The organism is Klebsiella variicola, assembly GCF_000828055.2.
GTDB classification, from domain to species: Bacteria; Pseudomonadota; Gammaproteobacteria; order Enterobacterales; family Enterobacteriaceae; genus Klebsiella; species Klebsiella variicola.
Genome location: NZ_CP010523.2, coordinates 4,095,566 through 4,114,571 on the forward strand (window position 1 = coordinate 4,095,566; position 19,006 = coordinate 4,114,571).

At 59.8% G+C, this 19,006-nt stretch carries 16 protein-coding genes; 6 read left to right on the plus strand and 10 right to left on the minus strand.

The window, feature by feature from the left end:
* Positions 1-15: 15 nt before the first annotated feature.
* The 5 genes from SP68_RS19205 to SP68_RS19225 all read right to left on the minus strand — a co-directional run bounded on the left by SP68_RS19205 (position 16) and on the right by SP68_RS19225 (position 8,114).
* A complete protein-coding gene (locus SP68_RS19205; protein ID WP_162499996.1) occupies positions 16-1,221 on the minus strand; it encodes an MFS transporter in 1,206 nt (401 codons plus the stop codon).
* 187 nt (positions 1,222-1,408) lie between these two features.
* Positions 1,409-2,785: a phenylalanine transporter gene (gene pheP / locus SP68_RS19210; RefSeq protein WP_012968762.1), complete on the minus strand. Its 1,377-nt coding sequence runs from the start codon at positions 2,783-2,785 to the stop codon at positions 1,409-1,411.
* 106 nt (positions 2,786-2,891) lie between these two features.
* Positions 2,892-5,090 carry a TonB-dependent receptor gene (locus SP68_RS19215; protein ID WP_022065421.1) on the minus strand — a complete coding sequence of 733 codons (2,199 nt, stop codon included), beginning with the start codon at positions 5,088-5,090 and terminating at the stop codon, positions 2,892-2,894.
* A gap of 59 nt (positions 5,091-5,149) precedes the next feature.
* Complete coding sequence (locus tag SP68_RS19220; protein ID WP_022065420.1) at positions 5,150-6,232, minus strand: YncE family protein; 1,083 nt, start codon at positions 6,230-6,232, stop codon at positions 5,150-5,152.
* Positions 6,233-6,629: 397 nt separating this feature from the next.
* A complete protein-coding gene (locus tag SP68_RS19225) occupies positions 6,630-8,114 on the minus strand; it encodes an aldehyde dehydrogenase family protein (protein ID WP_040973768.1) in 1,485 nt (494 codons plus the stop codon).
* Between the two features lie 159 nt (positions 8,115-8,273).
* On the opposite strand from SP68_RS19225, the gene SP68_RS19230 reads away from it, so the two are divergent.
* From SP68_RS19230 to SP68_RS19245, 4 genes are all read left to right on the plus strand, one after another.
* On the plus strand, positions 8,274-9,575 hold the full coding sequence (locus tag SP68_RS19230; RefSeq protein WP_012542535.1) for an NAD(P)/FAD-dependent oxidoreductase: 1,302 nt from the start codon (positions 8,274-8,276) through the stop codon (positions 9,573-9,575).
* Positions 9,576-9,588: 13 nt separating this feature from the next.
* The gene (locus tag SP68_RS19235) at positions 9,589-9,954 is read left to right on the plus strand and encodes a cupin domain-containing protein (RefSeq protein ID WP_002892824.1); all 366 of its coding nucleotides are present in this window, start codon (positions 9,589-9,591) and stop codon (positions 9,952-9,954) included.
* Positions 9,955-10,393: 439 nt separating this feature from the next.
* A complete protein-coding gene (locus SP68_RS19240; protein ID WP_040973764.1) occupies positions 10,394-11,893 on the plus strand; it encodes an APC family permease in 1,500 nt (499 codons plus the stop codon).
* On the plus strand, positions 11,871-12,413 hold the full coding sequence (locus tag SP68_RS19245; RefSeq protein WP_038422217.1) for a DUF3156 family protein: 543 nt from the start codon (positions 11,871-11,873) through the stop codon (positions 12,411-12,413). Before SP68_RS19240 ends, SP68_RS19245 begins: the two co-directional genes overlap by 23 nt.
* Positions 12,414-12,429: 16 nt before the next feature.
* Here SP68_RS19245 and SP68_RS19250 read toward each other — a convergent pair whose 3' ends face one another.
* From SP68_RS19250 to SP68_RS19270, 5 genes are all read right to left on the minus strand, one after another.
* Complete coding sequence (locus SP68_RS19250) at positions 12,430-12,792, minus strand: helix-turn-helix domain-containing protein (protein WP_023297173.1); 363 nt, start codon at positions 12,790-12,792, stop codon at positions 12,430-12,432.
* Positions 12,793-13,095 (minus strand): type II toxin-antitoxin system HigB family toxin, encoded by a 303-nt coding sequence (locus SP68_RS19255; protein ID WP_004178884.1) that lies wholly within the window; start codon positions 13,093-13,095, stop codon positions 12,793-12,795.
* A gap of 83 nt (positions 13,096-13,178) precedes the next feature.
* A complete protein-coding gene (locus SP68_RS19260; RefSeq protein WP_040973762.1) occupies positions 13,179-14,294 on the minus strand; it encodes a class II histone deacetylase in 1,116 nt (371 codons plus the stop codon).
* Positions 14,295-14,310: 16 nt separating this feature from the next.
* Positions 14,311-15,483, minus strand: a complete 1,173-nt coding sequence (locus SP68_RS19265) for an MFS transporter (RefSeq protein WP_012542539.1) — start codon at positions 15,481-15,483, stop codon at positions 14,311-14,313.
* 117 nt (positions 15,484-15,600) lie between these two features.
* Positions 15,601-16,284, minus strand: a complete 684-nt coding sequence (locus SP68_RS19270) for a response regulator transcription factor (protein ID WP_012968769.1) — start codon at positions 16,282-16,284, stop codon at positions 15,601-15,603.
* 509 nt (positions 16,285-16,793) lie between these two features.
* Between SP68_RS19270 and SP68_RS19275 the strand changes: the two genes are divergently transcribed.
* The gene (locus SP68_RS19275; RefSeq protein WP_040973761.1) at positions 16,794-17,570 is read left to right on the plus strand and encodes an SDR family NAD(P)-dependent oxidoreductase; all 777 of its coding nucleotides are present in this window, start codon (positions 16,794-16,796) and stop codon (positions 17,568-17,570) included.
* Between the two features lie 25 nt (positions 17,571-17,595).
* Positions 17,596-18,387 (plus strand): MoaF C-terminal domain-containing protein, encoded by a 792-nt coding sequence (locus tag SP68_RS19280; protein ID WP_023322181.1) that lies wholly within the window; start codon positions 17,596-17,598, stop codon positions 18,385-18,387.
* Positions 18,388-19,006 lie beyond the last annotated feature (619 nt).

Below are 19,006 nucleotides of genomic sequence, written 5' to 3' on the forward strand. Positions count from 1 at the left end.
CCCCCTCCTGAAAAATTAGTGCGGCTCTTTCTCGTTGTACTGGAAAGAGAAAAGGAAAATCAGCGCGATAACCGCGGCGGCCACCGCCGGGATCCACCAAAAGGTCACCCAGGCCTGCGGCACGCTCTGGCCGGCCACCAGATGGTTATACAGCGCGCCGGAGATCTGCGAGCCCAGCAGCATGCCGATCCCGTAGGTGAACATCACAATCATGCTCTGCGCCTGGCCTTTGACCTTCTCGCCCGCCACGCGGTCGGTGTAGATAAAACCGACGACAAAGAAAAAGTCATAGCACACGCCGTGCAGCAAAATGCCCAGATAGAGCAGGAAGCGCCCCTCTTCGCTGACCCCGAGGGCAAAAAAGGCGTAGCGGACAAACCACGCCACCATGCCGATGAGCAGCATATATTTCACCCCGAGGCGACGGAACAGCAGCGGGATCACCAGCATAAAGACGATCTCTGACATCTGGCCGAACGACATCGCGGTGCTGACATCCTTGACGCCGGCATCCGCCAGATACGACGCGGTATAGGCGTAATAGGTGCCTAACGGTACGGAAATTAAGGTGGCGCAGAGGGAAAAAATCAGGAAGTGACGGGTTTTCAGCAGCGCGAAGGCGTCCGCACACAGCAGATCGCGAAACTGCACCGGCATACCTTTGGCCGGCGCCGGGGTGTGGGGCAGCGTCAGGCTGTAAATCGCCAGCGCCACCGAACAGAGCGCCGCAAGCGTGAAGATGCCGGTGGTATCAGAGATACCGGTCACCCCGATGCAGATCCCGGCGATAATCCAGCCGATGGTGCCGAACACGCGGACCACCGGGAAGGTTTTATCGATGTTCGCCAGGCTGTGAAAGGCGATATTGTTGGTCAGCGCCAGAGTCGGCATATAGCACAGCGTATAGCCGAACAGCAGGCCAATCAGCAGCGCGCCGTTCTGCGCCACCAGCGCCTGCGGGACAAACCACAGGATCGCCGCCCCGGCCAGGTGCATCACCGCCATCACCTTCTGCGAGGCGAAAAAGCGGTCCACCAGCATCCCCAGCACAAAGGGGGACAGGATGGAGGCGATCGGCCCGGCGGAGAACGCATCGCCGATCAGCAGTGACATCTCATAGCGGGTCATCACCAGCCCCAGGGTCACCGACCAGCTGCCCCAGATAAAGAACTGCATAAACATCATTAACGACAACCGCGGCACCAGAAAACGGTGGCTCACGCGGACACTTTCCCGACCTTCTGTTGTTGTGACCATGTTGCTCGCCCTCAGAAAAGTAATCGATTACAAAATCGCTCAAAACAAAAGTAATCGATTACAAAAAGAAGATCGTCAGGCAAATTCCCCACCTGCGAAGAGGATCACAATAAAAAGGCAGGCAGCCCCGCCGGACGGCGGGACGTCTCGCTTACGCCGGGCGGCGCAGCAGTTTGAAGGCGATAAACAGGAACAGGATCCACACCGGCAGCAGGATTGCCGACAGGCGCATGCCGTCGATAGTGCACATCAGCACCAGAATCAACCCAAGGAAAGCAATGCAGAAGTAGTTGCTGGCGGGCGCCAGCAGCGCTTTGAACTTCGATTCACGCCCTTTGCGGCGCTGGGCGGCACGGAACTTCAGGTGCGCCATACAGATCATGATCCAGTTCAGGAGCAGCGTCGCCACCACCAGGGCCATCAGCAGCCCCAGCGCTTCATGCGGCAGCAGGTAGTTCAGCACCACCACCAGCGAGGTAATGACGCCTGACAGCAGCAGCGAATTCACCGGCACGCCGCGTTTGCTGACGCGGGCGAGGAACGTCGGCGCATTGCCCTGCACCGACAGGCCGAACAGCATCCGGCTGTTGGAGTACACACCGCTGTTATAGACCGACAGCGAGGCCACCAGAATGACGAAGTTCAGCGCGGAGGCCACCATGTTGCTGTCGAGATGATGGAAAATCATCACAAACGGGCTGCTGTCGGATTTGATCTCCACCCACGGGTAGAGCGCCAGCAGCACCACCAGCGAACCGATATAGAACAGCAGGATACGATAAACCACCTGGTTCACCGCTTTCGGGATGCTCTTTTCCGGGTTTTGCGCTTCGGCGGCGGTGATGCCGATAAGTTCCAGCCCGCCGAAGGAGAACATAATCACCGCCAGCGACAGAATAAGACCGTGCCAGCCGGTGGCGAGGAAGCCGCCGTGTTTCCACAGGTTGTCGAACCCGGCTTTGCTGCCGCCGTGGCCGCCAAACAGCATCCACAGGCCAAAGGCAATCATGCCGATAATCGCCAGCACCTTAATCAGTGCGAACCAGAACTCCGCTTCGCCATACAGACGGACGTTGACCAGGTTGACGGCGTTAATAATGAGGAAGAAGGCCGCCGCCCAAACCCAGGTGGGCACGTCGGGGAGCCAGTACTGCATGTAGATCCCGGCGGCGGTCAGTTCCGCCATCCCTACCAGCACGAACATCACCCAGTAGTTCCAGCCGGACAGGAAACCAGCGAACGGGCCCCAGTATTTGTAGGCAAAGTGGGCAAAGGAGCCGGATACTGGCTCTTCCACCACCATCTCGCCCAGCTGGCGCATGATCAGAAAAGCGACAATCCCGGCCACGGCGTAGCCCAATAAGACCGCCGGGCCAGCCATTTGAATCGCAGGACCAATGCCAAGAAACAGGCCGGTACCAATCGCGCCGCCAAGGGCGATAAGTTGAATGTGTCGGTTCTGTAAACCGCGATGAAGCGTCGGGCCGCTCTCTTCTACGGCATCCGACGACGTTGACGCGTCTTTCACGTCGTTCCCCTGTGTGTTTTTGTGAAGGGGCACCTTTTATCACTTAGGGGGAATTGTCGCAAGTTGCGCGGGGCGAGCGTCAGCCGCCCGCCCCGCTTTTTTAGCGTCAGAAGTCGTAGCTCATTGAGACGCGCACGGTACGCGGATCGCCTTCGAACAGATAGGTACCGGTATCGTCAATGCCAGACCAGTACTTCTCGTTGGTCACGTTGGTCACCCCGACGCGCCAGGTCATTTCGTTCTGGTCGGCGTTCAGGCGCATACGATAGCGCAGGCCTAAATCCAGGGTGGTGTAGCTATCCAGCTTCTTGGTATTGGCCGCATCGGCATACTGCGACCCGCTATGATTGACGCGCGCAGTGGCGGTCAGGCCTTCCACCGGCTTGATATCATACTCGGCGCCGAGCACCGCGTAGAAGTTAGCCACCCCGATGGCATCTTTACCGTCGGTGGCGCCTTTAGCGGTTTTAGTCTGTTTGGCATCCAGCCACACCGTACTGGCGTTAAGACGCAGCCCCAGCATCGGCTCGCCGAAGACGTTCATCTCTACGCCGCGGTTACGCTGCTCGCCGTCGAGGCCGTAATTGCCAGCGGTATCGGAAATAGCGTTCGGTTTTTTGATTTCAAACAGCGCCAGCGATCCGCCGATCGTTCCGTAGTCGATCTTGACGCCCACTTCGTCCTGCTTCGAGTGCGCGATCCCGGTACTCTGCCCGGCATTGGCCGCCGTCGTCGGCGCCACAGAGCCCGGCTGCAGCGCTTCGGTATGGTTAGCATACAGCGACAGCTGCTCCCACGGCTTGTACACCAGGCCAAACGTCGGCATCCAGCGGCTTTGGGTATAACGCGAAGAAGTATCTTCCAGCCCGGTGGCGTTGCTGTAGTTGCGCACAACCACTTTCTGATGACGAGCGGCGGCGGTAAACAGCACTTTATCGTTAAAGAAGCCGAGGGTATCACTCAGCAGCCAGCCCTGCGTACGGCTGCGCGAGGTGACCAGCGGATCGTGGTAGTTGCCGCCAAAATAGGCGTTATCCGGCATCGCCACATCACGGTTGTCATAGATATTGGTGGTCGGATTCTTCGCCGACATCCGCCAGGCGGTAGCATCGGTATGCACCTGCGCCGCATAGCCGAGGTTCACCTTATGCGAAATCGCGCCGGTATTGAAATCGCCGCGTACCCCGCCCATGCCGCTGATCGCGTCAATAATGCGGTTAGTATCCAGGCGGCCCACCGTCGCATCGCCGTTTTTATTCAGAAGCTTCGGCGCGCTGTAGGTGCCAATTTCATGCGAATGCTGGCCGCCGAGGGCGCTGTATACCGTCCAGCTATCGGTCAGGTCATATTCTGCCTTCGCCATGCCGAATTCGCTTTCGATATCGCTATAGCCCCACTTCTGGCTGTAGTTTTTGCTGTTGTCCGGCAGCGCCGGAACGAAATCCACGCCGCTGATATTGACGCCCATCGTACCGCCGTGGAACGTTTTCTTCTGGTAGCCGAAATCGAGCGAGGAGCGGAAACGGTCGCCGCGGTAATCAAGCCCCAGCGAAGCCAGCGTAGTACGACGTTTATCATTATCGATAGCGCCTTCACCCTCGCGATGCACCAGGTTGACCCGGGCGCCGAACTGGTTGTTGTCGCCGAAACGGCGTCCCAGGTCGAGGGTGCCGCCCACCTGAGAATCAGAGGTATAGTCGACGCCAACGCGCGCGGTCGGCAGATCTTCCGCCCGTTTCGGCTCAAGGTTAATCATCCCGCCGACGCCGCTGCTGGCCGCACCGTTAAGCAGGCTGTTAGCTCCTTTGAAAATTTCAACGCGCTCCAGCATCTGGGTGTCCATCACCTGACGCGGCACCACGCCCGCCAGGCCGCCCATGGTCATGTCATCGCCATCGAGCTTAAACCCGCGGATTCGATAGGTCTCGGCGAAGTTGCCGTAGCCCTGTACGGCCTGCACGCCAGCGTCGTTACTGACGACATCGGCGATGGTTTTCGCCTGCTGATCCTGAATCAGCTTCGAGGTATAGCCGATAACGTTAAAAGGAACGTCCATCGCCTTTTGTTCGCCAAGCATCCCCAGACGGCCGCCGTGAGCGATCTGCCCGTCGAGGAATGCCGGAACCACCAGGTCGCCGCCGGATTTAAAATCGCTGGTTTCGTTAGCCTCGACGATGAGGGTCTCTTCGCCAGGTTGCTTCGCGGCGGCAGCGTCCGCGGCCATCGCCGTTTGACTGGCAGCGCCGATGGCTAAGGCCAGCAGCGTTTTACGCAGCGGGAAGGATGAATAGTGCGTGGTGTGCATAATTTGCCCCATGGATGAGGATAAATGAATCAAAGGGCCCGTCGCCGGACCCGTTATTTTTATTGCGCGTTCAGGTCAATGCGTACGACGCTGTCCGGGCCTTTTGTGGAGTGGTCTTTATTGAAGGGCTGTTTGACGGTGACAAATAGCGTCTGACCATCGGCGGAAAGCAGCAGGCTGTTGGGATTGGCCGGCAGCGCCCAGCTTTTCTTCAGCGTGTAGCGGCTGGCGTCAAGGCTGATAACCTTGCCGGATTCACGCTGCGAAATATAAATTTCGTGGCGTTTCTTATTGAACTGCACTGCCAGCGAATCGCCGACGTCGAGCTGTTTAAGCAGCTTGCCGCTGTGGATATCCAGCACCAGAGTGGTTTTCGCTTTCGAGTTATCAGTCACAAACAGGCGGCCGGTGTCGCTATCTTCGGCCATATTAAGCAGCAGCGCTGGCTTGTCGCCCAGCGGCTTCCAGCGCTGTTCAATGCGCTGGTTATGTGGGTTGATCACCAGAATTTCACCGCTGCCGTTAGCGGCGTACACGCGACCGGTTTGTGCGGAGTAGTGCAGGCCGGTCATCCATTTACCGGTATTTTTAATCCGTGTTTTCAGCTTCAGAGTGGTGGCGTCAACCACCCAGATTTGCGCCGGGTCGGCGACCGCACCAACGTAGAGAGTATTGTTCAGCAACAGCAGCTGACGGGCCCCATAAGGGCGACCTTTTTCATTGCGCTCGCTGAACAGCAGGCGGTTTTTTACCTTGCCGGTGGCGGTGTCGATAGCGCTGATGCCGCCGTCCAGCGAATTGCTGACATACAGCGTTTTACCCTCCGCAGAGAGCTGTAAAGCGAAGTTTTTCAGATCGGTGTGCGTCAGGCCGATGGTATTGAGGGTGTGCGGATCCAGTGTGTAGACCGCCCCGCCCTGCACATTTTTAAAGCCTTCGGCGCTGGCGACGTACAGCGCATCACCCTGCGGGCTTAACGCCATCTCGTACAGCCCTTCCGCTAGCTGGCGCTGCAGCGGTTGCGCCACGTTAGGGGCTGGCGAGTCGACAACCGGTTGGGAAACGGCAGAGGAATGAGGCGTCGCGCAGCCGCTTAACGCCGCGCTGATGGCCAGCGTCAACGTCGGAAGTGTGTATTTCATTGGATCAACCCTATAAAAAATCAATGACCCGATGGACGCGCAGCGACCGATATTGTCTGTTTCCAGCCTGCTGTCTTTACGTCACCCTACGCCTTCGCGACTCTTAGTGAACGACTCACTGGCGCAGCTCGAACCTTGCCAAAATTACGAATGAAAAAGAGAATGAGAACTATACTCATTATCTAATATCAAACAAGTCCTGGCGGGCAAAAAAGATAATCTGCTGATTTTTTTTACGGCAATGGCGGATAACGAGGGGAAGAAAGGATCCGCGAAGGGAAAAAGAGTCCCGGAAGCGAGGCAGTGCCCCCTCCCGGTTTCAGGGCCAGAAGGCGCAGGATGTGTCGCCCATCTGGCGCAAAACGACAAATGCCTGCGCTATGTCGCTGAGCGGCGGTTAATAGCGCACCATCACCGACTTCAGCTCCGTATAATCATCGATAAACGCGCTGCCGAATTCGCGCCCGATGCCCGAGCCCTTCATGCCGCCGAACGGTACCGCCGGGTCGAGGAAGGTATGCATATTGACCCACACGATGCCGGCCTCAATCGCCTCCGAGTAGCGCAGCGCCTGGCGAATATTATCGGACCAGACGCTGGCCGCCAGGCCATATGGCGACGCATTGATCCGCGCCAGCGCCTCTTCTTCACTGCGATAGCCGATAAAGCTGCATACCGGACCGAAGGTCTCCTCGCGCATCAGGGTGCTCTCTTCGCTGCGGACTTTGACCGCAGTCGGCTGCAGGAAATACCCCTCTCCCGGCAGCGCTTCGCCGCCGCAGACGATGGTATCCCCCTCGTCGCGCGCGGTCTGGATCAGTTTGAGCACTTTCTCGTACTGCTGGCGGTTGGCCAGCGGCCCCATCAGCGTCTGTTCATCCAGCGGCGATCCCGGCGCGAAGGCGCTGAGCTTGTCTTTCAGCAGCGCCAGCACTGCATCCAGTTTGCCCTGCGGCAGATAAAAACGCTCCGCAGCGGCGCAAATCTGCCCCTGGTTCAGGTAGCCGGCTTCAATAATGCCGTTGACCATCGCCTCCGGCGTCAGGTCATCGAGGAACAGCGCGGCGTTTTTGCCCCCCAGTTCAAGGGTCACCCGTTTACCTGACGCGCAGGCCGACTGCTGGACTTTTTCACCGGTGGCCACCGAGCCGGTGAAGCTCACCTTGGCGCAGGCCGGATGCGTCATCAGCCGCTGGGCAATCTCGCCGCCGGTGCCGTTGACCACGTTAATCACCCCATCCGGGATACCCACCGCTTTCGCCAGCTCCGCCACGCGCAGCAGCGTCAGCGGCGTATACTCGCTCGGTTTGAGGACGATGGTGCAGCCGCAGACCAGGGCCGCCGCCAGCTTCCAGATGGCAATCATGATGGAGAAGTTCCACGGCACGATGCCGACCACCACCCCCAGCGGCTGGCGGCGGGTGAAGGCGGTATATTTCTCACCGTTCATGGAGGGGAGCGAGACATCCAGCGTTTCGCCGGTGACTTTCCCCGCCCAGCCGGCGAAGTAGCGCAAAAACGCCACCGATTGATCCAGCTCCAACATCCGCGCCAGCATGATGGTCTTGCCGGAGCAGAGACTTTCCAGCTGCGCCAGCGCTTCGCGATGCTCAGCCAGGGCATCCGCCAGCTTCAACAGCAGCGTACCGCGCGCCAGCGTCGGCATCTCACGCCACTGACTGAACGCCTGGCGGGCGCTCTCCATGACGCGATCCGCCTGATCCACATCCGCTGCCGTCACCTCAGCAATTGCCTGACCGGTGGCCGGGTTAACCACCGCGAACGGCGCGCCGTGGCCCGCCTCACGTTGACCGGCAATAAACTGCCCGTGTGGCTGGCGTAAAAAGGCGGTCACTTCCGCCAGTAAGGTTATCTCGCTCATCGTCAGCACCCGTTTTTTTAGCAAAGTTGGCCTATCACAGCACGGTTGCTCTGCGCCGCCCATCGTTCTAAAGAACGTCATTCTTCCGGACGATATTCAACGCCCGCATGGCGTGCTGTGATGAGGACCTTGAGCCAGGCAAGACCACAGGGTAACGCGATGAACATTAAAATCGATGCGCTGAACTACTACGGCGCGACGAAGAAATACCACCTCCATTTCCCGGCGCTGCGGGAAGATATTGAAGCCGACGTGGTGATTATCGGCGGCGGCTTCTCGGGGATTAACACCGCCCTTGAGCTGGCGGAACAGGGTATCACCAACGTGGTGGTGCTGGAGGCGCGCCATCTTGGCTACGGCGGTACCGGGCGCAACGGCGGCCAGGTGATGGCCGGTATCGGTCACGACATCGAAGCGGTGAAAAAGCACGTCGGCAAAGAGGGGCTGGAGACGCTGTTTAAAATCGCCAACCTCGGCGCGGGCATCATTCGCGAACGCATCCGCAAATACCATATCGACGCCGATTTCGTCCCCGGCTACGGCTATCTCGCCTATAACCAGCGGCAGCTCAAAACGCTGCGCCAGTGGGAGAAGGAGTTTAAAGCCGCTACCCCGGATGAAGAAATCGAACTGTATACCGGCAAAGAGGTGCAGCAGGTGGTTGGCTCCGAGGTCTACTGCGGCGCGCTGAAACATATGGGCGGCGGGCAGATCCATTCGCTCAATATGCTGCTCGGTTCGGCGCAGGCCGCCCATTCGCTGGGGGTAAAGATCTTCGAATCCTCGCCAGTGGTGGAGGTGAATTACGGCAAACAGGTGCGGGTACGCACCGCGATGGGCAGCGTCAAAGCCGCCAAACTACTGTGGGCCTGCGACAGCTTCCTCAACAATATGGAGCCGGAGATCTACAACAAGACGCTGGTGACCTACTCCTATCAGGTGTCGACCGAGCCCCTTTCCGATGAACTGATCGAGCGCATCAGCCCACTGCGCGGCGCCTTCAGCGATATTCGCCCGGTGATTAACTACTACCGCGTCACCCGGGAAAATCGCCTGCTGTTCGGCAGCGCGACTCGCTTTGTGGAATATACGCCGAACGATTTCGCCGCCTGGAATCGCACCCTGCTGGCGGAGGTCTTCCCCTATCTGAAGGATGTGAAGATCGATTTCGCCTGGGGCGGGCCGATGGCCTGTAGCGCCAACCTGTTCCCGCAGATCGGCACCCTACGCGATCACAACAACGTCTTTTACGTCCAGGGGTACTCCGGCTTCGGCGTCACCCCGTCGCACATCGTGTGCAAAATCCTCGCCGAAGGGATCAACGGCGGTTCCGACCGCTATCGCCTGCTGAGCAGCATCCCCCACGCGACCATCCACGGCCGTGACAGCCTGCGCTTGCTATTAGTCACAGCCGGAAAATTGATGCATCAAACCGCCGGTTTCTGGAAAGGCCGGAGTTAACCAGGAGAACGCTATGCACGCTTTTAAACTTAAACACCCGGTACCTGACCTGCAGCCGATCGGCAGCGTCAGCCTGCTCGGCGCGACGCCGACCGCGGGAGACCCGCAGGTGGCCGGGGCGATGATCTACGGCGAGCCGCAGGACGCCTTTACCTGCGGACTGTTTTCGTCCACTGAGGGGAGCTTTACCATGACCTATCCGTTTACCGAGCATGCCACCGTGCTGGAAGGCGAAGTGGAGCTGACCGTCGCTGGTGGCGAGCCGCAGCGCTTTGCGCCGGGCGACAGCTGGTTTGTTAAACAGGGCACCGAAGTGGAGTGGAAAATCCTGACGCCGCGCTTTGTGAAGCACTACCTGGCGAACGTCGAGACGCGCTAACACGCTGATAATGCCCGGCGGCGCAGGGAGCGCACAGGGGGACCCGGAGGCGGCGCATTGCGCCTTCTCCGGGCTACCAAATCGCACAGCGCTGTAGCCCCGGTAAGCAGCAGCGCCACCGGGGGTTTTGAGGCCGCCAACACCGGCGTTTCAGTCAGCATGGTGAATAAATTAAAGGCAGGCCGCACGGACCGTAGGCCGGATAAGGCGCAGCCGCCATCCGGCAGAAATACGCGCAACGTGGCAAGACGGATGGCCCCGGTTTTCGGGGTCATGTTGTTTATCCACCGCGACATTCATCGACTGCGTCACAGAATCATGCGCCGCCCTCCACCTTCCGGACGATATTCATTGAGCAGGATGCCCGCCTAAATTATGACTATCCGGGAGTGGCGCTTGCTATTCCCTGCCCTACCCCATTATTGTGCAGAGGTTGACTATGTTTAGTAACAGACTCGCCAGCCATCTTGAGCGCGGCGTCGTCGGCTTCCCGACCACCCTCGCCAGCTCCGTCGGGCTGATCATGGCCAGCCCGGTGATCCTGACGGTCACCAGCGGCTTCGGCATGGGCGGCGATACCTTCGCGCTGGCGGTGCTGCTGGCCTTTATTATGATGCAGGCGCAGGTCACCACCTTTGCCGAGGCGGCGACGCTCATTCCTACCACCGGTTCGGTGTACGACTATATCTCCTGCGGCATGGGCCGCTTCTTCGCTATCACCGGCGCGCTGTGCGCCTATCTGATCGTCCATATTTTCGCCGGGACGGCGGAGACGATCCTGGCGGGCATTATGGCGCTGGTAAACTTCGAATCGATCAACGCTCAGATGGCCGCCCACCAGAACACCTGGATGGTGGGTGTCGGCATGGTGGTGATTTTCGGCTTGCTCAACGCCATCGGCGTGGAAATCTTCGGCAAGGTCGAAGTGGTGCTGACCTTCGGCATGTGGACCACACTGACTATTTTCGGCCTGTGTGGCATTTTTATGGCGCCGGTGACTCATCTTTCCGGCTGGTTCGGCACGCCGCTGAACATCAGCGATATCAACGGTCTGTTCGGCTATATCGGCATGGCGATGTTTATGTTCGTCGGCTGCGAACTGGTGACGCCGATGGCGCCGGAGATTAGACAGGCCCACCGCACTATTCCGCGGGCGATGGCGCTGGGCCTGCTGGGAGTCGCCAGCTGCATGTTTATCTACGGCGCGGCGATCAACCGCCAGGTGGAGAATACCGTGCTCGACGCGGCCAACAACGTCCATCTGCTGGATACACCGATGGCGATCCCGGCCTTCGCCGAACGGGTGATGGGCCACGCCGGCCAGTACTGGTTGGGGGTCGGGCTGCTGCTGGCCGGCTGCGCCACCATCAATACGCTGATGGCCGCCGTGCCGCGTATTATCTACGGCATGGCACTGGACGGCGCGCTGCCCCGCTTCCTGACCTGGCTGCACCCGCGCTTTAAGACGCCGGTGATCGCCATCGCCATCGGGGTGGCGATCCCCTGCCTGCACGCCTGGTATCTGAACGGCGATCTGGACCGCATCGTGCCGCTGATCCTCGCCGCGGTCTGCGCCTGGGGCGTCGCCTATCTGCTGGTGACGCTGTCGGTGGTGATGCTGCGTATCCGCCGCCCGGACCTGCCGCGCGCCTACCGCTCGCCGTGGTTCCCGCTGCCGCAGATTATCTCCAGCGTCGGGATCATCATCGCTATCGTCAATATCACGCCACCGGGGATGGACAGCCGCCAGGTGCTGGTGCCGTTCGGCATTATGCTCGGCCTGACCGCCGCCTACGCCCTGTTCTGGACGGTGTGCGTGCAGCGCGTCAATCCGTTCAAGCCGCTGGTAGTGGAAGAGGTGGTGGAGCGCGCCATCAACAATTATGAAAAACAGACCCGCGGGGAGATGACGCCAGATGTCCTCCGTCCCCTGGTTTGAGACGCCGTTAATGAACGCGGTGCAGCGCGATCTGGCGGGCTGGCCCTGCGAAAAGCTGAGCGAACGCAGCGCGCTGCTGCGCTTGAACGACGCCACCGCCGTGACCTTCAGCGTGCGTCAGAAGCGGCTGTTTATGGCCAGCATTCACAGCTGCGAGTTTGTCGTCGAGGGGCCGGTGACCCGGCCCGTGCGCGGTATCATTCGCGCCCATCAATCCGGCTGGTGGAAACGCCAGCCGATCCGCTTTATCGGCGGCAAAGGCAGCGAGGAACTCGCCGGCTATCTCAACGGTTTTCCTAATCTCCAGCAGACCTTAAGCGAGCTGGATTACCGCCGCTTTTCGCTGACCTTTGATAGTAGCGGCTGGCGCTGCAGCATTGAACCCTGGGCCGCCAGCGAAGTGGTCTGTAAAATGCCGCCGCTGCGCCGTTATCTGCGGCTGGAAGCGCAGCAGCGGATGCTGCTGCTCAGCGTGCTGGCGATGATTAATCAGGCGGTAAGTCAGTGGATGGATGAGTGAGCGGATGCCCGCGCCATCACGCGCCGATCAGGCTCTCAAGGGGGATGCCGAACTGCGCATGAAGCCGGCGAATCATCGGGAGCGTCAGGTTGCGCGTACCATTGAGAATTTCATAGACACGATTCGATTTACCAATCGCCGGCTCCAGATCTTTGACGGTCAGCCCCTGCTGCTCCATGCGAAACTTGATCGCCTCTATCGGCGTCGGCGGCTCGATGGGATAGTGCTTTTTTTCATACTCAGCAATCAGCAGGCACATCACCTCAAAAAAATCGCCCTCTGGCGTATCAAGCGCTGGTTCATTATCAAAAAAAGGTTCAACCGCGCTTAGCGCGGCTTCGTAATCTCGTTCAGTGCGGATAGGTTTTATTTTCATCATTTACTTCCTCTCAATCGTCTCAGCGTTTATCTCGTCATATTCCTTATGCGAACCGATAAACTTAACGAACACCCACCCCCGCAGATAAGCAACGGCTACGATTAACCGGTAATCATTTCCTTTAATGTTGAATACCACCCGCTTATTTTTCAATATGCTTGCGCTGCGGTATTGGTCCTTTATCTCCGCCGGGGTTTTCCAGTCTGCTTTTGTCGCTTCGTCTACCCAGGCCTTTAGCGGTTGTTCAGCGTCGGGATTCTCCGCCCAGAAGTCCCTTAAGGTTTTCACTGAGATTATCTTCATGTGCAGAGACTAGTCCCATTTCGGGACTAAGTAAAGAAAAAGTCCCGTACCGGGACTTTAGCGATCACCGTGAGCGTGAGCGATTACTGCAGGCCAAACCGTTGCGCCAGCCGATCGAGAGCCTGCCTCTGGAACTGCGCAAACTCCGCCCGCGGCTGCTGCTGCTGAATAAATTCCAGCAGCGGATCCTGGACCTCGGTACGGATACCGCTCAGCGTTTCCATCACCGCCAGGCCGCAGAACGGCACGTAGGATTCGGCGTAGCCGCCCTCGTGCACCATCACCAGTTTCCCGCCGCACAGGCGATCCGCCGCCTGCTGGACCTGTTCGGTCATCGCCCGGAAGCTGTCGCTATGTAGCTGCATCCGCGCTAATGGATCCATGGCGTTGGCGTCATAGCCGCAGGCGATAATAATCAGCTCCGGCTCAAAACGCGCCAGCGCAGGAATGACGATAGTTTCCAGCGCATAGCGCCAGCTGTCATCCCCCGCCCCGGCCAGCAGCGGAATATTAATGTTGTAACCTTCGCCCGCGCCCACGCCGCGATCGTCCTCGCCGGCGTAGCCCGGCGGGAAGCAGCCGTCCTGATGCAAGGAAATAGTCAGTACGTCGTCGCGCTGCAGGTAGATATGCTGGGTGCCGTTGCCGTGGTGAACATCCCAGTCAATGATCGCCACCTTGCCCAGCCCCAGCTGCGCTTTCGCCCGCTCGACGGCAATGGGAATATTGGCGAGGAAACAAAATCCCATCGACTGGTCCGGCAGACAGTGGTGTCCGGGCGGGCGCGACAGCGAATAGGCATTATCCAGCTCCCCCTCCAGCACCGCTTCCACCGCCGCACAGGCCAGCCCGGCGGAAAGACAGGCGATTTCATAACTGCCCGGCCCCAGCGGCGCCTCTTTGCCGAGCATGCCGCCGCCGTTATCGCTGATCGCCTTGAAGCGCTCCAGATAGCTGTCGGGGTGGATCCGCCGCAGGTCCTCAAGGCTCGCCGGCGCCGCGCTGCGCAGCGCCAGCTGCGGCGTCAGCCCGGAGACGTCCATCAGGTTTTTCATCCGCCGTTTGGTCTCCGGCGATTCAGCATGACCGCCACCGGCGGGCGGCTGCACCCACCCGCCCACCGGCAGCGTCACCGCGTGCAGACCGGTACTGTGCCAGAAACAACGTTCATCAAAGAAGAAACCGGTTTTTCTTTTCACTCTATCCTCCCGTGGGCTAACTCTTCCCGGCGGCGGACGCCGCCGCAATCAAAATCAATGACAGCAGCGCGCAGACGCCTGCCGCCGCCAGCAGCGGGTCGGCGCTGGCAAAACGCTGCAGTAAGGCCCCGGCTAAGGCCGGACCGGCCGCCATGCCGCCGCCGATCACCAGATTGATGCTGTTCATCAGCCGGCCGTTGCTATCGAGCCCGGCCACACGGGCAAGAATAAAGGGCAGCACGAAGGTCCAGGTGAACTTAAACAGCAGCGCCGCGATGGCGTAGCGCACCAGCAGCGGCTGGCCGATCAGCAGCCCAACGCTGACGATCAGCAGGCCGTAGCCCAGCCACACCGGTAAACGATCGGCCCGCTGGGTACCCCGCAGCGCCGCGCCGCCGGCGCCGATAATGCCGCAAACCGTCGCCGCCGCCAGCACCAGACCGACCTGCGTCGGGGTTAGCCCCGCCGCGCTGCCGATGGTGCCGATAAAGGTCCACACTGCGCTGAGGCTGATATAGAAAGTGAGTACCGCCAGCACCGCCAGCGCCTGACGCCACAGCGCCGTCGACGGCTGCTGGTGGGAGGCAGAGAGCGGTTGAAAGCGCGGAGGGAAAGCGGACACCAGCGGCAAACAGCAGAGCATAATGGCGGCGAGGATCAGATAAACCACCTTCAGGCCAAAGGTCGCGAACAGGCCGGGCAGCACCAGCAGGCCAAGCATGCCTAACAGCAGTTGCCCGAGCACCCAAAAGGCGTAGACCCGCGACGGGTTCGGCGTCCCCGCCGCGCAGCTGATACACAAAATCATCAGCGTGCCGCCCGCCAGCGAGGCGAGAAAGCGCGCCGCCAGCAGCGTCTCGTACTGGGTGACCACCGCCGAAGCGAGGTTGGCGGTCAGAAACACCACCCCGGCCATCAGGGCGACCCGCCGCCAGTCGAGGCGGCTCATCCACCACCACGCCGGGAGCGTCGCCAGACTCATCGCCCCCAGCTCCGCCGAAAATAGCCAGCCGATCTGTCCTGGTTTAAGCTGCCATTCGCTGGCCAGCTGCGCCGCCACCGCCGGCGCGGTCATTAATATCCCCGGCGCAATGGCGGCAAAAATCACGATCGCCGCCAGCAAACGCAGGGAGACCACCAGCCCGGCGGGCCGGGAAAGCGCATTATCAGTGAGAGGGGTACTCGACATCGTAGGGCGTGCTCCGGTCAAAAAAGCCTCCCCCCGGAGGATCCTCCAGGGAGTGATACCCACAGGCATCAGGAAAACGCCGTGCTGCCACGGCGCGCGCGGGATGCGAAAGTCAGATCACAGATGCAGCGTACGCTGAGCGGCCGGCATCCAGGTTCGGGAAACCAGTTCGGTACGATTGACCACTTCGGTCTTGGCGAAAATGTTGCGCAGGTGCGTTTTTACCGTCGAGAGCGAGATATCCAGCTGGCGGGCAATCAGCTTATTGCTGGCGCCTTCGCGCACCATGCCGACGATTTCCCGCTCTTTCGCCGTCAGGATGGCGGGCAGGTCATCGTCTTCCTGCAGACAGTCGCGAATGGCCAGCTCCACCAGCGGCAGCACCGCCTGAGCCCGCTGGCGCTCTTCGCTGGAGAAAGGCACGTCGCGCATCAGCGAGATACCGGCGATGATCCGCCGCTCGCGGCGAATAAAGATCTCGGTCATGTCGCGTACGTTATTCGGCAACATGAATTCATGATAGTAATGGCGGTTGCGGTCGCAGAGCCGCGGCGTCATCGCCGCCACGGTGGTGTTCTGGTGGCTAAAATGCGAGGGCAGAAGCGGATCCAGCGGCTGGAAGTTTTCCAGATATTGTTGGTGCGTATTATCGGAAATATTATGCAATATATAGCTTTCGGGTTTTAAACGATTATTTACTCGATAAAAGACCGCTGAAGTCAGTGGAATTAGCTGGGAAATAGTCTGTAAACAACGGGCTATTATCGCATCATTACGGCTGGCTTTTAACAAAGCAGACATGATAGGGCCTCCCCGTCGAGATGATGGTACATGACACATGGATGACTACTGATAATTGAAGCATACATTTCACATTTAAGTAACACAATCATTAACATATTAACAATGTGATAGCCGTTACATAATTTTCAACAAACCATTGTTATATAAAGAATTTAAAAAACACACCTGCCATGCTTTACGATAGCCGCGTTAAAATATAAACAAAAAAGATTAACACCCGGCGTACCTGCCCCTGGTGATAAAAAAAACCTATCCCCGACGCGTCATTCTCATCCTAAAGAACGATGGATTTCTGTTTTTTTTCACTTATACCCTTAACAGGATGCAATTAATTTTCGCCGCGGCGTAATCATGTGATGACGCCTGACCCGCTGTTGCCGAAATAATGAGAACGGCGCCCTGTGAGAGAGATCCATTAACCGCCACGGCTATCGTTCTTCCGGACGATAGCCGGGACCTGACGCGCTTTTTAAGGTAATCGAAGACCCCATAACAGGAGAGAGCGAATGGCGAGAGTCGTGGTGATCACCGGCGGTGGAACCGGAATTGGCGCCGCCTGCGCGCGGCTGATGTGCGCCGCGGGCGACCGGGTGTTTATTACCGGACGGCGCAAAGCGCCATTGCAGGCTGTCGCCGATGAGACCGGCGCCACGGCGCTGGTGGGCGATGCCGCCGACGGCGAGGTCTGGGGTCAGCGGCTGCTGCCGGCGATCCTCGACCAGGCTGGCGGTATTGATGTCCTCATCTGCAGCGCCGGCGGGATGGGCAACAGCCCCGCCGCCGAGACCAGCGACAGCCAGTGGCGCGAGGCGCTGGACGGCAATCTCACCAGCGCGTTCGCCAGCGTTCGCGCCTGTCTGCCCTCGCTCATTGCCCGCCGAGGCAATGTCCTGTTTGTCGCCTCCATCGCCTCACTCGCCGCCGGGCCGCAGGCCTGCGGCTACGTCACCGCCAAACACGCCTTAATCGGTCTGATGCGTTCCGTCGCCCGCGATTACGGCCCACAGGGGGTACGCGCCAACGCCATCTGTCCCGGCTGGGTCACGACGCCGATGGCGGATGAAGAGATGTGCCCGCTGATGGAGGCAGAAGGGCTATCACTGACGGAGGCTTATCAGCGGGTCTGTCGCGATGTTCCGCTGCGCCGCCCCGCCAGCCCCGAGGAGATAGCCGAGGCCTGTCAGTTTCTCTGTTCGCCGCAGGCCGCCATCATCAGCGGCGCCACGCTGGTCGCCGACGGCGGCGCCAGTATCGTCGATGTTCCCACTCTGGCGTTTGCCTAACGCCCTACTCTGTTCAGGAGCCCCTATGACTTCAGAAGCCGTATTTATCCAGGTCGGCGCGCTGGCCGATGGTTTTGCGCCACACGGTAATTTACTCGCCACCACCAGCCTGCCCGCCGGCGAAACCTTTACTTTTTATGTCGCGGGCAGTAAGCCGCAGCAGTTGGTTATCGAAGATGACCAGACGCTCAGCTGGAACGGCAAGCGCGCGCCCTGGCGGGCAACCGCCCTGCGCCCGGACATTCTGTTTATCGACTTCCTTGACCCGGAGCGGGATAACGCCAGCATTAGCGCGGTATGCAACCTGACACAGCGCAACGCCACCCTGGTCTACGGCCAGCTGCCGGACGAAGCCGCCGCGCGGCTGGACGCCTTCAGCCGGGTGGAGCAAGGCCTGCCGCTGACCGCGGTAGAGGCACGGTTTGTTTTTGCCCGCCTGGATGAGCAGTCGGGGCCGCTGCCGGACTTTACCGATGCGCTTATTGGCATGCGCAATCAGTACACCTACAGCCCGACCGAGCGCTATGAGCACATCTATCTCAACGACAATTTTTACACCTGGCAGTGTCTGGACGGTGTGGAAAAGGGGCTGGCGGATGTCGATCGCTGCCACTATGTGCAGGTGGCTGAGGATCTCTATCTGTTCGTCTGGCGGGAGAAAATCATTCCCACGCTGGGGGTGATCCTGATCGATCTGCAGCAGATGCGCACCGACGGCAAGATCATGGGCTATCAGGGCAGCGATTTCGGCGCCCTCAGCAATTTCCCGGTCGGCGCCAGCGCGAAGATCCTCAACGTCACCCGCCATCAGGAATAAAGGGGCGCCGCCGGGCACGCTTTCAGGCACCACATCCGTCATTTCGCCGGGTGGCGGCTGCGCCTGACCCGGCCTACGGTCCGAGCAGCCAGTCATTAATTTACCCACTTGTGCGACTGAAACTGCCGGTGCTGACGGCCTCAAAATCGCTGAGACGTTCCCGGAAGGCCGCATGGATGCGGGCTGAGGGCCGTGTTTTGCACGGACGCTGCCTCGGCCCGACCCGAAGCCTGCAGGGATAAGTCGAAGGCACCACGCAGTGGCGATTTTGCTGGCCGGAGCCCGGGGGTACAGGGGGCGGCGGCGACTGGCCGCCCCCTGTGCGCTCCCTGTGCCATGAGTGACATAACGCAGAAAAAATATCGGGAGCGCAATCAGCCCGGAAATAGCACAGGAGTGGTAGCCCTGCTAAGCGCAGCGCGAGCAGGGGCATTTCCGGTTGCGCCGTCATTTCGCCGGGTGGCGGCTGGCGCCTTAACCGGCCTACGGGTCCCTTTCACAGACTGACACCGCGTAGGCCCGGTAAGCGCAGCGCCACCGGGCGATGGCATCAGGCACGGACCCGCTTTAGTGCCGGGTGGCGGCTGGCGCCTGACCCGGCCTGCGGTCCGCGCCATTT

Excerpts from the sequence above, each read along its gene's own strand:
- SP68_RS19215 (WP_022065421.1), bottom strand. The coding sequence starts at position 5,090 with ATGCACACCACGCACTATTCATCCTTCCCGCTGCGTAAAACGCTGCTG.
- SP68_RS19255 (WP_004178884.1), bottom strand. The coding sequence starts at position 13,095 with ATGAAGATAATCTCAGTGAAAACCTTAAGGGACTTCTGGGCGGAGAAT.
- SP68_RS19245 (WP_038422217.1), top strand. The coding sequence starts at position 11,871 with ATGTCCTCCGTCCCCTGGTTTGAGACGCCGTTAATGAACGCGGTGCAG.
- SP68_RS19280 (WP_023322181.1), top strand. The coding sequence starts at position 17,596 with ATGACTTCAGAAGCCGTATTTATCCAGGTCGGCGCGCTGGCCGATGGT.
- SP68_RS19265 (WP_012542539.1), bottom strand. The coding sequence starts at position 15,483 with ATGTCGAGTACCCCTCTCACTGATAATGCGCTTTCCCGGCCCGCCGGG.
- SP68_RS19250 (WP_023297173.1), bottom strand. The coding sequence starts at position 12,792 with ATGATGAAAATAAAACCTATCCGCACTGAACGAGATTACGAAGCCGCG.
- SP68_RS19240 (WP_040973764.1), top strand. The coding sequence starts at position 10,394 with ATGTTTAGTAACAGACTCGCCAGCCATCTTGAGCGCGGCGTCGTCGGC.
- SP68_RS19275 (WP_040973761.1), top strand. The coding sequence starts at position 16,794 with ATGGCGAGAGTCGTGGTGATCACCGGCGGTGGAACCGGAATTGGCGCC.
- SP68_RS19270 (WP_012968769.1), bottom strand. The coding sequence starts at position 16,284 with ATGTCTGCTTTGTTAAAAGCCAGCCGTAATGATGCGATAATAGCCCGT.
- SP68_RS19230 (WP_012542535.1), top strand. The coding sequence starts at position 8,274 with ATGAACATTAAAATCGATGCGCTGAACTACTACGGCGCGACGAAGAAA.
- SP68_RS19220 (WP_022065420.1), bottom strand. The coding sequence starts at position 6,232 with ATGAAATACACACTTCCGACGTTGACGCTGGCCATCAGCGCGGCGTTA.
- SP68_RS19235 (WP_002892824.1), top strand. The coding sequence starts at position 9,589 with ATGCACGCTTTTAAACTTAAACACCCGGTACCTGACCTGCAGCCGATC.
- SP68_RS19225 (WP_040973768.1), bottom strand. The coding sequence starts at position 8,114 with ATGAGCGAGATAACCTTACTGGCGGAAGTGACCGCCTTTTTACGCCAG.